Genomic DNA, 14,556 nt, shown 5'->3' on the forward strand with positions numbered 1-14,556 from the left:
GAGACTTTACAGAAAAAAATTAAGAGAAAAGCTCACGTAAAGTAAAACTGTTCTCTTAATTTATTAGAAAGAGGGACATTTACTGAATATCCCTATTAAAAGCCTTCAAAAATTGTTCTATTTATCCGGCTTCCCCGTACCCTCCCCGTGTCAAAGCCGTACTTTCTCCGTATCTATACGCTTAGACTTGATACGGCTTTGATACGGCCCAGATACGGACCGGGTATGGTGAGAGTCCTGAGATTGCTCTATTTATCGTTTTTCTTTCAACAAATCCCTGATCTCCGTCAGCAACACTTCTTCTTTGGTCGGTGCAGGAGGAGCAGGAGGTGCTACAGGAGCCTCTGCTTCTTTCTTGGTTGTCAGTTTTGTCAGCAACTTGATGAACAGGAAAATGGAGAAAGCGATGATGAGAAAGTCAAACGTCACTTGCAGGAAATTACCATAATTTAATGTGACGGCCGCAATCTCTTTACCATCCACTACCTCGGCAGGTTTCATTACCCACTTCAGGTCCGTAAAGTTCACACCGCCCACCAACAGGCCAAGAGGCGGCATAATGATGTCTGCTACCACAGAGGAGACAATTTTACCAAACGCGCCACCAATAATTACACCGACAGCCATGTCTATCACATTGCCTTTCATGGCAAATGATTTAAAATCTTGTAAAAATGAACTTTTTCCCATCTTTTCCATTATTTAATTATAAAATTAAGTGCGAATATAAAAACATTTTCTTACTTTTGCACCGCATTTCGGAAATAAATGCACCAGAGATGAGAGATATTTGAACAAATATTATAAAACCCTTAAAAGTTTAAACAAAATGATTAAAGTAGGTATTAATGGATTCGGACGTATCGGACGTTTCGTATTCCGCGCTGCTCAGACAAGAAACGATATTCAAATCGTTGGTATTAACGACCTTTGCCCGGTTGACTACTTGGCTTACATGCTGAAGTATGACACTATGCACGGTCAGTTCGACGGAACAATCGAAGCTGATGTTGAAAACAGCAAGCTGATTGTAAATGGTAACGCTATCCGTATCACTGCAGAAAGAAATCCTGCTGACTTGAAGTGGAATGAAGTAGGTGCAGAATATGTAGTTGAATCTACAGGTTTGTTCCTTTCTAAAGATAAAGCTCAAGCTCACATCGAAGCTGGTGCAAAATACGTTGTAATGTCTGCTCCTTCTAAGGACGACACTCCGATGTTCGTATGCGGTGTTAACGAAAAGAGCTACGTTAAAGGTACTCAGTTCGTTTCTAACGCTTCTTGTACTACTAACTGTTTGGCTCCTATCGCTAAAGTATTGAACGACAACTGGGGTATCACTGACGGTTTGATGACTACTGTTCACTCTACAACTGCTACTCAGAAAACAGTTGACGGTCCTTCTATGAAAGACTGGAGAGGTGGTCGTGCTGCTTCTGGTAACATCATCCCTTCTTCTACTGGTGCTGCTAAGGCTGTAGGTAAAGTTATCCCTGAACTGAACGGTAAATTGACTGGTATGTCTATGCGTGTTCCGACTTTGGACGTATCTGTAGTTGACTTGACAGTAAACTTGGCTAAACCGGCTACTTACGCTGAAATCTGTGCTGCTATGAAAGCTGCTGCTGATGGCGAATTGAAGGGTGTTCTGGGTTACACTGAAGATGCTGTTGTTTCTTCTGACTTCTTGGGTGACACTCGCACTTCTATCTTCGATGCTAAAGCTGGTATCGCTTTGACTGATACTTTCGTTAAGGTTGTATCTTGGTATGACAACGAAATCGGTTACTCTAACAAAGTTCTTGACCTGATCGCTCACATGGCTTCAGTTAACAACTAATCAACAGAGTATCTGAACAACCATATAAACAGGCAGCCTCATTGAGGTTGCCTGTTTTTTTTATAACCGCCTTAAGTTGAATAATATACTTTGTTAAAATATAGCTGGTTCTTCGTCGAATCAGCTATTTTTTTTGCAATTTTGCAGTTAGATAATTTTTACCGATACATTCATCGTATGATAAAATTAAAACTAACTATAACATTACTTTGCCTTATGAATATAATACAGGCTCAAAACCCTTTTTTCGAGAAATATTCCACCCCACACGGAACTATTCCGTTTGATAAAATAAAGACCGAACATTACGAACCCGCCATCCGTGAAGGTATCAGCCGCCACGATGCGGAGATCGATGCCATTATTAGCAATACGGAGGCACCCACTTTTGCCAATACCGTGGCAGCTTATGAGAAGTCCGGGCAATTATTAAGTCAGGTCAGCACCGTGTTTGGCAACCTACTCAGTGCGGAGACAAATGACGATATGCAGGAATTGGCCAAAACCATGATGCCGCTACTGAGTGAACACAGCAATAACATCACTCTGAACGAAAAGTTATTTGCACGCATCAAGGCGGTATATGACCAAAAAGCCCAAGCGAATCTCACTCCTGAGCAAAACAAGTTACTGGAAGAGGTATACAATAGTTTTATCCGTAGCGGCGCCAATCTGGAAGGAGAAGCTAAAGAACAGTATCGTGCTCTGAGCAAAGAACTCAGCCTGCTGACCCTGCAATTTGGAGAAAACAACCTGAAAGAAACCAATGACTACAAACTGGTGCTGACGGACATGTCACAACTGTCCGGCCTGCCACAAAGCGCTGTTGATGCAGCCGCCGAAACAGCCAAAGAAAAAGGTGTGGAAGGATGGGTATTCACTTTGCAAGCTCCCAGCTACAGTCCGTTCATGATGTATGCCAACAACCGCGACTTGCGTTGCGAGCTCTACATGGCATACAATACAAAATGCAGTCATGACAATGAAACCAATAATCAGGAGATTGTAAAGAAGCTGGTCAACACCCGCCTGGCTATTGCCAAACTTCTGGGATACAACAGTTTCGCTGAATATAACCTGAAAGAGCGAATGGCGGAAAACAGCAACGCCGTATATAAATTACTGAACCAGTTACTGGATGCCTACACTCCCACCGCCAAACAGGAATATACAGAAGTGGAAGCATTGGCACGCCAACTGAATGGCAATGATTTCACTGTTATGCCTTGGGACTGGGCATACTATTCTCATAAGTTGAAAGACCAGAAATTCCAGATAGACGACGAAATGCTTCGCCCCTACTTCGAACTGAGCAAAGTGAAAGAAGGCGTATTCGGGCTGGCTACCCGCTTATATGGCATCACGTTCAAGAAGAACGACGATATTCCGGTCTACCATAAAGATGTGGATGCCTATGAAGTATTCGACAAAGACGGTAAATTTCTTTCCGTGCTCTATACCGACTTCCACCCCAGAGATGGCAAACGTTCAGGCGCATGGATGACTTCCTACAAAGAGCAATGGATTGATGAAACGACAGGTGAAAACAGCCGCCCACATATATCCATCGTCATGAACTTCACTAAGCCTACTAAGGATAAACCGGCTTTGCTGACTTTTGGCGAACTGGAAACATTCTTGCACGAATTCGGGCACAGCCTGCACGGTATGTTTGCCAATTCTACTTACGAGAGTCTGAGCGGTACGAATGTATATTGGGACTTTGTGGAACTTCCCTCCCAATTTATGGAAAACTTCGCCACTGAAAAGGAATTTCTCCATACTTTCGCCAGGCATTATCAGACCGGCAAGCTGATTCCGGATGAACTGGTGCAGCGCATTGTAGACTCTTCCAACTTCGATGCTGCCTATGCCTGCCTGCGTCAAGTCAGTTTCGGCCTGTTGGATATGGCATGGTACACCCGTACAGCCCCATTTGACGGTGACGTGAAAGATTACGAGAAAAAAGCATGGGCGAAAGCGCAAATTCTGCCCGTAATAGAAGAAACCTGCATGAGTACCCAGTTCTCACATATCTTTGCCGGTGGATATTCTGCCGGATATTACAGCTACAAATGGGCGGAAGTGCTGGATGCCGATGCTTTCTCACTGTTCAAGCAGAAAGGTATTTTCAATCCGGAAGTAGCCGCCTCATTCCGCGAAAACATACTCTCCAAAGGAGGAACGGAACACCCGATGGTGCTTTACAAACGCTTCCGCGGACAAGAACCGACAATTGACGCATTATTAATCAGAAACGGAATAAAAAAATGAAAAAGATAAAGATATATACGCAACTGTTATTGGTAGCCTTACTTACTCCCGTATTGAGCGCCTGTGACCAAGAAGATGATGTTGTTGATATCTTCACCGGAAAGACCTGGTACATGACTTACATTGCAGTGGAAGGACAAAATAAGATGTATGACTTCTGGCAGGGAAATGAAGAAGCGAGAATACAAAGTTTTAAAACCATTGTAGGGGACAACTATACTTTGACATTCGATGGAGCCGACCTGGGCAACTCCATCGGCGGAGGCACATTCTCCGGAAAAGTAACCTCCGTCAATGTCAGCGGAAGTTGGAATGCCAACGGAGAAAACCGGACACTTGTGTTAGAGACTAAAAATACAGGAACCGATGCCGACAAATATTTAGGTAAAGCATTCGTGGAAGGACTTAAGAATGCGGTCAGATATGGCGGAGACAATAAGAACCTATATATTTATTATAATGAGGGGGCAACTACAAAGTTTATTTCTTTTGCCCCACAACGTAATAATTAGTAATTAAGAAAAAGAGATTATGAACAGTTCTGCTAAAGAAAAACAAGAAGCATTGGACAAACGTTATATACGTATGGCAAGCATCTGGGCGGAAAACTCATATTGTATACGCCGCCAGGTGGGTGCACTTATCGTCAAGGACAAAATGATTATTTCCGACGGGTATAATGGTACGCCTGCCGGTTTTGAGAATATATGCGAGGATGACAACAATGTGACCAAACCCTATGTGTTGCATGCCGAAGCCAATGCCATCACCAAGATAGCCCGTTCCAACAATAGCAGCGACGGCGCTACCATGTATGTCACAGCTTCCCCATGTATCGAATGTTCCAAACTGATTATCCAGGCAGGCATCAAACGGGTGGTTTACTCCGAAAAATATCGTCTGGAAGACGGAATAGAATTGCTGAGACGCGCAGGCATCGAAGTAGTATATGTAGCTACGGGTGACGAGCTACAAGCTGCAAGCAATGAATAAAGACCTTAAACAAACAATAAACAAAAATATACGAAGCATACAGCCACCACTCGTAGCTTGTAGCTCGTAGCTAACAACTTTTAAGAACATGAGTACAAAAAACTCTTCCCGTTTTACTCCGCTTATTATCGCCATCAGCGTAGTAATGGGAATTCTGATTGGAACTTTTTATGCCAGACATTTCGCCGGAAATACGCTGGGCATCATCAACGGCTCATCCAACAAGCTGAATGCCTTGTTGCGGGTTATTGAAGACCAGTACGTGGACACCGTCAACATGACGGACCTCGTGGAAAAAGCGATGCCACAGATATTGGCAGAGCTAGACCCCCACTCCACGTATATCCCTGCCCAGAATCTGGAAGAAGTCAATTCTGAACTGGAAGGTAGTTTTAGTGGCATCGGCATCCAATTCACCATTCAGGAAGACACTATTCATGTGAACAGTGTCATCCAGGGAGGTCCGTCCGAAAAGGTAGGACTGATGGCGGGCGACCGCATCGTCATGGTAGACGACAGCCTCTTTGTTGGTAAAACCTTGACAAATGAAAAAGCGATGCGCACTCTGAAAGGGCCCAAAGGTACAAAAGTAAAATTGAGCGTCAAGCGTGCCACGGAAAAGAATCTGTTGGACTTCGTCATTACCCGCGGCGATATTCCACAGAACACTATCGACGCAGCATATATGCTCAGCAACGATTACGGTTATATCCAAATCAGTAAATTCGGGCGTACTACTCATGTGGAATTGCTGAATGCGATTGCACAGCTTAGTCACAAGAGTTGCAAAGGAATCATTATCGACCTGCGCGACAATACCGGCGGTTACATGGAAGCAGCCGTACGCATGGTAAATGAATTCCTGCCGGAAGGACAACTTATCGTCTACTCACAAGGACGCAAATATCCGCGCACGGAAGACTATGCCAACGGAACAGGCAGTTGCCAGAAAATGCCTTTGGTAGTGCTGACCAACGAAGGTTCCGCTTCTGCCAGCGAGATTTTTGCGGGAGCTATTCAAGACAATGACCGTGGTACTATTGTGGGACGCCGCTCCTTCGGTAAAGGATTGGTGCAACAACCGATTGATTTCAGCGATGGTTCGGCCATCCGTCTGACAATCGCCCGCTACTATACTCCTTCCGGCCGTTGCATCCAGCGCCCGTATAAGAATGGTAAAGACTCCAAGTATGAAATGGACTGGCTGACCCGTTACGAACATGGTGAGTTCTTCTCTAAAGATAGTATCAAGTTGGATGAAAATCTGCGTTATTCCACCCGCCTGGGACGTCCTGTTTATGGTGGTGGCGGAATCATGCCTGACATATTCGTTCCACAAGATACAACCGGTACTTCTTCTTATCTGATTGAAGTGCTCAACAAAGGCTTGACGTTACAGTTCAGCTTCCAATATTCTGACCGCAACCGGGCCAAGCTGAATGAGTTCGAGAATGAAGAAGATATGCTCAAGTATCTCCGCCAACAAGGGATTGTGGAACAGTTCATCCGTTTCGCTGACAGCAAGGGGGTAAAGAGACGTAATATTCTCATCCACAAGTCTCATAAACTGTTGGAGAGAAACCTGTACGGTAATATCATCTATAACATATTAGGCAGAGAGCCCTACATCAAGTATATCAACCAGGGTGATCCGACCGTGCAAAAGGCATTAGAAATTCTGGAGAATGGGGAAGCATTCCCGAAAGCTCCGGAAGAAGCTTTGAAAGAAGAAAAGAAAGATGAAGGAAAGAAAAAAAGAACTGCGGAAGCGTATGGCACAGTTAAAGACCCGGCACGGGCTTACCACTACGCATCAATCCCAGTCTGCTGAAATACTTGCTGTCCTGGAAGCCCACCCGGCTTTCAGGGCGGCACACATCGTCCTGCTCTACTACTCGCTGAAGGACGAAGTTGATACGCACGAATTTGTCCGGAAGTGGAGCCGTGAAAAGCGGATATTGCTTCCGGTTGTCGTAGGTGACAACCTGGAATTGCGCGTCTACACCGGTCCTGAAGACCTGGCAACAGGAGCTTATGGAATAGAAGAACCAACCGGAGAACGCTTCACCGACTATGCAGCTATAGACTTCGCCGCCATTCCCGGCGTAGCTTTTGATGCTGCCGGCAACCGTCTAGGCCGAGGCAAAGGTTACTATGACCGACTGCTTCCCCACCTCACGGCATTTAAAGCCGGCATCTGTTTTCCTTTTCAATTAGTGGAAGAAGTGCCTGCGGAGCCGTTCGACATCCGCATGGATACGATTATAACAATCAGATGAAAACAAATTATCACACTCATACTACCCGCTGCATGCACGCTACGGGTAGTGACGAAGACTACATACTCAGCGCTATCAAAGGCGGTTATCAGGAACTCGGATTTTCGGACCACACCCCGTGGAAGTATCACACTGATTATGTAGCCGATATGCGTATGCTTCCTGAAGAGCTACCGGATTACATAGAAAGCCTGCACTCGCTTCGCGAAAAATACCGCAACCAGATAAGTATCAAAATCGGGTTGGAATGTGAATACTTTCCTGCTTACACACACTGGCTGAAAGAGCAAATCAAAGAGTATCAGTTGGATTATATCCTGTTTGGTAATCATCACTATCACACGGATGAGAAGTTCCCTTACTTCGGTCACCATACAGAGAACCTTGATATGCTGGAATTGTATGAGGAGAGTGCTATAGAGGGAATGGAAAGCGGTCTGTTCTGCTGTCTGGCACACCCGGATTTATTCATGCGCTCTTACCCCCGGTTCGACCGGCATTGCAAGTTGGTGAGCCGCCACATCTGCCGTACAGCCGCACGGCTCAATATCCCATTGGAATATAACATAGGATATATAGCTTACAACGAAGCACACGGCCTGCAGACTTATCCGTGCCCGGACTTTTGGCATATCGCCGCCAACGAAGGCTGCACAGCTATCATTGGGCTGGATGCACATGACAATAAGGATTTGGAAACTACGGTATATTATGATCGCGCAGTAGAAGAATTAAAAGCATTGAAGATAAAGAGAGTAGACAAACCTACTTTTCTGAATTGCGGAACTGCTGTGGCGTCATGCCTACATGCTTCTTGAAGAATTGATTAAAGAACGATGCGTTGTTGAATCCCAAGTTCAGCGCAATATCCTTCACAGGAGTAGATGTGGTGCGCAATAATGTCCGGGCATCCAAAATCAGAACATTATTGATAATCTGCATAGCCGTCTGTCCTTCCGATTTTTTCTTCACAATATGGCAAAGCTGGGTTGGTTTCAACCCCATTTCAGCAGCATAGAATTGCACTTGATGTTGTTGCGTATAGTGATCCTGCACCAAGCGAACAAACTGCCGGAAGATAGCAGATTGCTTGTCGGGAGGTGCCACCTGTAATAAGGCTTTTCTCTGACCAAGTTCCGTAAATCCTTGTAAGAGTGCCTCCAATATAGATTTCAGCGTGGCACGGCTGAACAGAAACGGTGCATCTCTACGTACTCTTGTGAGCAATGAAAAGGTATCGGTATAAATACTGAAAATCTTCTCAGGCAATGGCAGTAAAGGTCGTTCACTAATAATATAGAATGTATTGATAGTCGGCTTATCCAGACGAGTTTCATGAATGAATGGTAACGAAAAAAAGATAGCATGCATCTGTATATCCTCCGACGCCTTCAGCACGTGTATGAAACTATCTGCCGGAATGGCTATCATCGTGCCGGAGCCAATATTATATTGCACCAGATTAATCACCACCTTAACACGCCCCCGGATACAAAGAGCGAAAATAAAAGCCTTCGTTTTTCTGAGAACAGAGAAATATGCCAGCAACTTCTCCTGGCTGATATGGTCGTCAGTAGCGAAATCTGTAGATATATGTAATTCTGGAGTACCCATATTTTTGTTGCTATAACGCTAAAACCTCTTTTTGGTTGCAAAAGTCATGATATTAACATCCTTTTTAGTTAATTACTTGTTAATTCTATTCTATATTCATTACACTCACCGTTAAAAGTAAGCAATCTGCACATAATGGAATATCAGAAGATAATAATAGAATATCACTTCCAATACAATCCATTGCCTGGACGAAAGATAAATACGACCTTTGTTCACTTAACACAACTTTAAATTGATTACGAATAAAATTTGATTATGAACTACAATAATTTACTTATAATTATCGCGATACTATCTGTTTTAATATTCATTTTGTGCGTAATGCTTTGGCACCTGTACTCACGGAGCAAAACAGCAAAAGACGTACGGGTGGGAAATGCTGTTTCCAGACAACTGTTTGATGTATGGCCGCTTGGCGTAATGATTCTTAATCCGGATAAAACCATCGAACGAATAAACGGCTCTTTACTGGGAGAATTGCAACTAAACTTAGAGCAAATAACCGGTAAGCCTGCAACCGAAATCATTGAAATCATTCAGGACAAAAAGAATCTGTTACCTCATTTTCTGGAAGAGATAGAACAGAGGAACCGTACTATTCAGTTTTCGACAAATTGCTTTATACACGAACCCAAAGTAAATATCAGCTTTCTTATACAAGGAGGAATTACCGGAATATACGAAGAGGGCAAATTGGTAAAAATCATCATTTACTTGCGGAACGTACTTGAAGAGCGTACACAAAGACACATGCTCAATATAGCCTTGAGCCGGACACAGATTTTTCCCTGGTCGTTCGACATGGAACGCAATCTGATGATAATTGATCCGCGCTATTTCGATTATTTGAAAATCCCGACAAAAGATTATACGTTGACCATGGAGCAGTATGCTGATCTGGTACATCCTGATGACCGCAAAGACCTCTTTGAAGCTCTTGGGCAACAAGTGAATGGCAATCTGTATGAAAACCCTGTTCCTTTCCGTTTACGCCGCGGTGATGGAAAATGGGAATGGTTTGAAGGACAATCAACTTATGTAGGCCAACTTTCAGACTTACCTTTTCGCATCATTGGCATCTGCATGAGCACACAACGACATAAAGATATTGAAGATACACTGAACGATGCCCTCCACAAAGCGCAACGCAGCGACCAGTTAAAAAGTGCTTTTCTTGCCAACATGAGCCATGAAATCCGCACTCCACTAAATGCTATTGTAGGGTTTTCTACCCTGCTTGTCAGCGAACAAGCCGAACTGACTCCCGAAGAAATAGAAGAGTATGCGGCAATCATCGAAAAGAACGGTGAGCTACTAATGCTACTGATTTCGGATATTCTCGATTTGTCGAAGATTGAATCGAACACAATGGAATTTAATATCTGCACCTTCTCTTTGAATGAAATGTTGATTGATATTGCCCGCATGCAACGGCTGAATGTTAAGCCTGGAGTGAAACTGATGATAGATTTACCAGAGGAGGACATGAAAGTCACAGCCGATCCGGCACGTTTAGGACAGGTGATGAACAACCTTATAAATAATGCGGTGAAGTTCACTACTAAGGGAAATATCCAGATAGGATATCACCGGGCTGGTGAGGGTGTAGTAGAGCTGTTTGTTGAAGACAATGGAAAAGGTATGTCGGAAGAGGTGCTCTGTCACATTTTTGAACGGTTCTATAAAGGAGATTCCTTTGTGCAAGGCACAGGACTGGGACTTGCCATTTGCAAAACGATTGTAGAGCATTTCAACGGGGAGATTTGCGCAAAATCAAAGCTCGGCGAGGGAGCGAGATTTGAAATTAAGTTACCTATTGAAGCTAAAGTTTGCCAGGAAATTCCGGCTTGATTCTCTATCGGAAAATAATATTTGTGATTACTTGCGCCCCCACATGACGGTTCAGGTTGCGCACCAGCAAGTCACGCCCCATCATCAATTCCTGGCGCAGAGCCGCCGACGTCAAGTGTACATATAGAATCTGATTGCGAATATAGAGTTCACGGGTATAAGATGCAATAGTAGGCCCCAGCACTTCCGCCCACGAACTGATAAGCCGTTGCTCATTCAACGGCGACTCTAAACTCTCCTGACGCAGGAAATTACGAATAAGTGCACCTATCTGCTCCGCATCATTGCGCTTCATGCTTCATCCTCCTCCCGTTCTGTGATAACTCCCTGGTCTACCTGGAACATTTTGTAATCACTACCCACTTTATGAAGAATACGATCCAAGTGTTCCCGGTTGGTATCCGTTATGAATATCTGCCCGAAATTGTCACCAGCCACCAATTTGATAATCTGCTCCACGCGGGAAGCATCCAGCTTATCGAATATATCATCCAGCAAAAGTAGAGGGACAGCAGCACCGGTACGTTTCAGGAAATCAAATTGTGCCAGTTTCAGGGCGACAAGATAAGTTTTATTTTGTCCCTGAGAACCTTCCCGCTTAATGGGGAAATCGCCCAGAAGCATATTCAGTTCATCTTTATGAATACCACGCAAAGAGAATCCCATGATCTGGTCGCGTACGCGACTTTCCTTTATCACTTCCAGCAAGGAGGCATCACGGGCATGCGAATCATACGTCAGCCCCACTTGTTCCTTATCCTGGGATATAAAGGAATAAAAAGACTGGAAGATAGGAATGAATTCACTGATAAAGGCTTCACGCTTGCGAAAGACGATTTCGCCCGCCTGCGCCATCATTTCTTCCCAGATGAGAAACAACTCCTCCTCTACCGGAACTTCACTCTTTAATAAGGTATTCCGTTGAGCCAATGCTTTGTTGTAACGTATCAGAGCTTCCAGATATTCCTTATCGTACTGTGAGATCACAACATCCATGAAACGGCGACGTTCATCACTGCCTCCAGCAATCAGTTCCGAATCGGCAGGAGATACCATTACCAAAGGTAAGAAGCCGATGTGATCGGACAAACGTGTATATTCTTTCTTGTTCCTCTTGAATTGTTTCTTCTGCCGGCGCTTCATGCCACAATAGATTTCCTCCGGCGTACCATCGGGAGCCTCATAAAAACCTTGAATGACAAAAAAGTCCTGTTCGTGGCGGATATTCTGCGAATCAATGGGATTGCCCGAACTTTTACAGAACGACAGGAAGTAAATGGCATCAAGCAGATTTGTTTTCCCCATGCCGTTCTGTCCGAAAAAACAGTTCAACTTGGGCGAAAAAGAAAGCTCCACCTGTTCCAGATTCTTATAATTAAGTATAGATATGCGTTTCAGTATCATATTACAGCACTAAATTCAGTCACAAAGATAATCTAAACTGAAAGCAGTACAAAATAAGCTTGCCTATTTTTAATGCCAAGATACAGTTTATATTATCCAAAAGCAGGAAGAATTTTGAGTTTTCCGATGTAAAAGAAAAAAAGATGCCGCTAAATTTCGTTGATACCTATAAAAAAGTTACTTTTGCGGGTCGAAATGGCTAAATAAGAATAATAACAAAAAGAATATATAAAAATGGCAGAACAAAAGAAAGCTAACGAAGCCTTGAATGTGGAAGAAGCACTGACACAGTCGGAGGCATTTCTCATTAAAAACAAAAAAGCAATTATCGGTGCAGTGGTAGCAGTTATCATTATCGTTGCCGGTATAGTAATGTACAAGAACCTTTATGCCGAACCACGTGAAGAAAAAGCACAGGCCGCATTGTTCAAAGGACAGGAATATTTCGAAGCCGACCTTTACGAACAAGCCTTGAATGGTGACAGCATCGGATTTGTAGGCTTTACTAAAATAGCCAATGAATATAGCGGAACCAAAGCTGCTAATCTGGCAAAAGCATACATGGGTATTTGCTACGCTCACTTGGGACAATACGAAGATGCAGTGAAAGCACTGGACAGCTTCAATGGAAAAGATCAGATGATAGCTCCCGCTATGAAAGGCGCCATGGGTAACTGCTATGCACAGTTAGGCCAGCTGGACAAAGCTGCTTCCATGTTGATGAGTGCTGCTGATGAAGCTGACAACAATTCACTCAGCCCCATCTATTTGCAGCAAGCCGGAGAAATCCTTGTTAAACAAGGCAAGTATGATGATGCAATCAAGGCATATACTAAGATTAAGGACAAATATTTCCGTTCTTATCAGGCAATGGATATCGATAAGTACATCGAACAAGCCAAATTACTGAAGAAGTAATATACCTTATTATATACAGTATATCAGACACGGGTTACACAGATTTTACGCGGACAAAAGAAACACCGTGTAATCCGTGTAATCCGTTTCTTTTTTCCTTCCTCTTTTAATTTTAAATTCTTTAATTATTAATTTTTTGAATAACTATGGCAACAGCTTATCATAACCTTTCAGAATACGATTTTAATTCCGTTCCCGATGCAAAAGAAATGAAGTTCGGTATCGTTGTTTCAGAGTGGAACTTCGACATCACCGGAAAACTTTTAGAGGGAGCAATGAATACATTAAAAAAACATGGTGCCAGAGACGAAAATATTTTGGTGAAAACTGTTCCGGGAAGTTTCGAACTGACTTTTGGTGCCAACCAATTTATAGAATACAGCAATGTCGATGCAGTTATTGCAATTGGTTGCGTAGTAAGAGGAGATACGCCACATTTTGACTATGTTTGTATGGGAGCCACTCAAGGAATCGCTCAATTGAATGCAACTGGCAATGTACCAGTAATTTACGGATTAATTACTACCAATACGATGGAGCAAGCAGAGGACCGCGCCGGTGGCAAATTGGGTAATAAAGGTGACGAATGTGCAATTACTGCAATAAAAATGATCGATTTCGCTTGGAGTTTACAAAAATAGTCGTATCTTTGCACCGCAATTGAGAAAACAAGGTGCTTAACCAAAGTTACTCAAAAGCAAAAAAGGGCAAATACCAGAGTGGCCAAATGGGGCAGACTGTAAATCTGCTGTCTTTCGACTTCGGTGGTTCGAATCCATCTTTGCCCACCAAATTTGCGGAAGTAGCTCAGTTGATAGAGCATTAGCCTTCCAAGCTGAGGGTCGCGGGTTTGAGCCCCGTCTTCCGCTCTTCTGAAAATCAGATAGTTATCGCAAGATTTCTATCTGATTTTTGTTTTTAGAGGGTGCTGATTCTGCACGAAACTATGCGGTTGAAGTCAACCAAGAAGGGGTCAGTCCGAAAACCGGGTCAGTCCGAAAACCCTGTGGGTATGTTAAATTTACGCTGTCAGTTTGCATAATCTAAAAATAAAGAATGGTATATCTCCGACTCCCCTAAACTGTGTTCTGAACGCTTTAATTTTTGCATTGAATGATTCTGCAAATGCATTCGTTTCCCTGTTAACGAAATAGTTTAGTATTGTTTCATAATAGTTCTGCATGGTATTTGGGGTCAGTCCGAAAACCCTGTGGGTATGTTAAATTTACGCTGTCAGTTTGCATAATCTAAAAATAAAGAATGGTATATCTCCGACTCCCCTAAACTGTGTTCTGAACGCTTTAATTTTTGCATTGAATGATTCTGCAAATGCATTCGTTTCCCTGTTAACGAAATAGTTTAGTATTGTTTCATAATAGT

15 protein-coding genes, 2 tRNA genes and 1 pseudogene are annotated in these 14,556 nt (G+C 43.3%); 12 read left to right on the forward strand and 6 right to left on the reverse strand.

Annotation, left to right across the window (positions count from 1 at the left end):
- Window positions 1-252: 252 nt before the first annotated feature.
- Window positions 253-690, reverse strand: coding sequence for a large-conductance mechanosensitive channel protein MscL (gene mscL / locus BUC01_RS24180; protein ID WP_025835601.1), 438 nt, complete (start codon window positions 688-690; stop codon window positions 253-255).
- A 139-nt stretch (window positions 691-829) separates the two neighbouring features.
- On the opposite strand from mscL, the gene gap reads away from it, so the two are divergent.
- From gap to BUC01_RS24215, 7 genes are all read left to right on the forward strand, one after another.
- Complete coding sequence (gap, locus tag BUC01_RS24185) at window positions 830-1,840, forward strand: type I glyceraldehyde-3-phosphate dehydrogenase (protein WP_025835600.1); 1,011 nt, start codon at window positions 830-832, stop codon at window positions 1,838-1,840.
- Between the two features lie 216 nt (window positions 1,841-2,056).
- Entirely contained in the window at window positions 2,057-4,114 is a 2,058-nt protein-coding gene (locus tag BUC01_RS24190) for a M3 family metallopeptidase (protein WP_025835599.1), read from the forward strand.
- Window positions 4,111-4,626, forward strand: coding sequence for a DUF4847 family protein (locus BUC01_RS24195; protein ID WP_034524773.1), 516 nt, complete (start codon window positions 4,111-4,113; stop codon window positions 4,624-4,626). Before BUC01_RS24190 ends, BUC01_RS24195 begins: the two co-directional genes overlap by 4 nt.
- Window positions 4,627-4,645: 19 nt before the next feature.
- Window positions 4,646-5,107, forward strand: coding sequence for a dCMP deaminase family protein (locus tag BUC01_RS24200; RefSeq protein WP_025835596.1), 462 nt, complete (start codon window positions 4,646-4,648; stop codon window positions 5,105-5,107).
- 88 nt (window positions 5,108-5,195) lie between these two features.
- On the forward strand, window positions 5,196-6,938 hold the full coding sequence (locus BUC01_RS24205) for a S41 family peptidase (protein WP_025835594.1): 1,743 nt from the start codon (window positions 5,196-5,198) through the stop codon (window positions 6,936-6,938).
- Window positions 6,880-7,386: a 5-formyltetrahydrofolate cyclo-ligase gene (locus BUC01_RS24210; protein WP_244895787.1), complete on the forward strand. Its 507-nt coding sequence runs from the start codon at window positions 6,880-6,882 to the stop codon at window positions 7,384-7,386. Before BUC01_RS24205 ends, BUC01_RS24210 begins: the two co-directional genes overlap by 59 nt.
- Entirely contained in the window at window positions 7,383-8,204 is an 822-nt protein-coding gene (locus tag BUC01_RS24215; protein WP_025835592.1) for a histidinol-phosphatase, read from the forward strand. Before BUC01_RS24210 ends, BUC01_RS24215 begins: the two co-directional genes overlap by 4 nt.
- On the opposite strand, the gene BUC01_RS24220 is transcribed toward BUC01_RS24215, so the two are convergent.
- Window positions 8,152-9,000, reverse strand: coding sequence for a helix-turn-helix domain-containing protein (locus tag BUC01_RS24220; RefSeq protein ID WP_073315151.1), 849 nt, complete (start codon window positions 8,998-9,000; stop codon window positions 8,152-8,154). The genes BUC01_RS24215 and BUC01_RS24220 overlap by 53 nt on opposite strands.
- A gap of 372 nt (window positions 9,001-9,372) precedes the next feature.
- On the opposite strand from BUC01_RS24220, the gene BUC01_RS24225 reads away from it, so the two are divergent.
- On the forward strand, window positions 9,373-10,854 hold the full coding sequence (locus BUC01_RS24225) for a sensor histidine kinase (RefSeq protein ID WP_244895788.1): 1,482 nt from the start codon (window positions 9,373-9,375) through the stop codon (window positions 10,852-10,854).
- A gap of 4 nt (window positions 10,855-10,858) precedes the next feature.
- On the opposite strand, the gene BUC01_RS24230 is transcribed toward BUC01_RS24225, so the two are convergent.
- Together BUC01_RS24230 and recF are read right to left on the reverse strand one after the other, a co-directional pair.
- Entirely contained in the window at window positions 10,859-11,149 is a 291-nt protein-coding gene (locus BUC01_RS24230) for a DciA family protein (protein WP_073315156.1), read from the reverse strand.
- Window positions 11,146-12,258 carry a DNA replication/repair protein RecF gene (gene recF / locus BUC01_RS24235; RefSeq protein ID WP_073315159.1) on the reverse strand — a complete coding sequence of 371 codons (1,113 nt, stop codon included), beginning with the start codon at window positions 12,256-12,258 and terminating at the stop codon, window positions 11,146-11,148. The genes BUC01_RS24230 and recF overlap by 4 nt, the downstream gene beginning before the upstream one ends.
- Window positions 12,259-12,492: 234 nt before the next feature.
- Between recF and BUC01_RS24240 the strand changes: the two genes are divergently transcribed.
- The 4 genes from BUC01_RS24240 (at window position 12,493) to BUC01_RS24255 (ending at window position 14,045) form a co-directional block, all read left to right on the forward strand.
- Window positions 12,493-13,176, forward strand: a complete 684-nt coding sequence (locus tag BUC01_RS24240; RefSeq protein ID WP_073315162.1) for a tetratricopeptide repeat protein — start codon at window positions 12,493-12,495, stop codon at window positions 13,174-13,176.
- Window positions 13,177-13,322: 146 nt separating this feature from the next.
- Window positions 13,323-13,817: a 6,7-dimethyl-8-ribityllumazine synthase gene (ribH, locus tag BUC01_RS24245; RefSeq protein ID WP_025835590.1), complete on the forward strand. Its 495-nt coding sequence runs from the start codon at window positions 13,323-13,325 to the stop codon at window positions 13,815-13,817.
- A gap of 64 nt (window positions 13,818-13,881) precedes the next feature.
- A tRNA-Tyr gene (locus BUC01_RS24250) sits at window positions 13,882-13,967 on the forward strand.
- 5 nt (window positions 13,968-13,972) lie between these two features.
- Window positions 13,973-14,045 (forward strand) — tRNA-Gly (locus BUC01_RS24255).
- A 152-nt stretch (window positions 14,046-14,197) separates the two neighbouring features.
- Here the strand turns inward: BUC01_RS24255 and BUC01_RS24260 are convergent.
- Window positions 14,198-14,365: pseudogene (locus BUC01_RS24260) on the reverse strand (transposase); the annotation flags it as partial.
- Between the two features lie 36 nt (window positions 14,366-14,401).
- Window positions 14,402-14,556 (reverse strand): transposase (locus tag BUC01_RS24265; RefSeq protein WP_073314595.1); only part of this gene is annotated, 155 nt, incomplete at its 5' end.

Source organism: Bacteroides stercorirosoris (assembly GCF_900142015.1).
Taxonomy (GTDB): domain Bacteria; phylum Bacteroidota; class Bacteroidia; order Bacteroidales; family Bacteroidaceae; genus Bacteroides; species Bacteroides stercorirosoris.

Bases quoted from the DNA above. Each gene is read 5' to 3' on its own strand.
- recF (WP_073315159.1), bottom strand. From the start codon at position 12,258: ATGATACTGAAACGCATATCTATACTTAATTATAAGAATCTGGAACAG.
- BUC01_RS24205 (WP_025835594.1), top strand. From the start codon at position 5,196: ATGAGTACAAAAAACTCTTCCCGTTTTACTCCGCTTATTATCGCCATC.
- BUC01_RS24195 (WP_034524773.1), top strand. From the start codon at position 4,111: ATGAAAAAGATAAAGATATATACGCAACTGTTATTGGTAGCCTTACTT.
- BUC01_RS24230 (WP_073315156.1), bottom strand. From the start codon at position 11,149: ATGAAGCGCAATGATGCGGAGCAGATAGGTGCACTTATTCGTAATTTC.
- ribH (WP_025835590.1), top strand. From the start codon at position 13,323: ATGGCAACAGCTTATCATAACCTTTCAGAATACGATTTTAATTCCGTT.
- mscL (WP_025835601.1), bottom strand. From the start codon at position 690: ATGGGAAAAAGTTCATTTTTACAAGATTTTAAATCATTTGCCATGAAA.
- BUC01_RS24215 (WP_025835592.1), top strand. From the start codon at position 7,383: ATGAAAACAAATTATCACACTCATACTACCCGCTGCATGCACGCTACG.
- BUC01_RS24240 (WP_073315162.1), top strand. From the start codon at position 12,493: ATGGCAGAACAAAAGAAAGCTAACGAAGCCTTGAATGTGGAAGAAGCA.
- BUC01_RS24190 (WP_025835599.1), top strand. From the start codon at position 2,057: ATGAATATAATACAGGCTCAAAACCCTTTTTTCGAGAAATATTCCACC.
- BUC01_RS24220 (WP_073315151.1), bottom strand. From the start codon at position 9,000: ATGGGTACTCCAGAATTACATATATCTACAGATTTCGCTACTGACGAC.
- BUC01_RS24210 (WP_244895787.1), top strand. From the start codon at position 6,880: ATGGCACAGTTAAAGACCCGGCACGGGCTTACCACTACGCATCAATCC.
- gap (WP_025835600.1), top strand. From the start codon at position 830: ATGATTAAAGTAGGTATTAATGGATTCGGACGTATCGGACGTTTCGTA.
- BUC01_RS24200 (WP_025835596.1), top strand. From the start codon at position 4,646: ATGAACAGTTCTGCTAAAGAAAAACAAGAAGCATTGGACAAACGTTAT.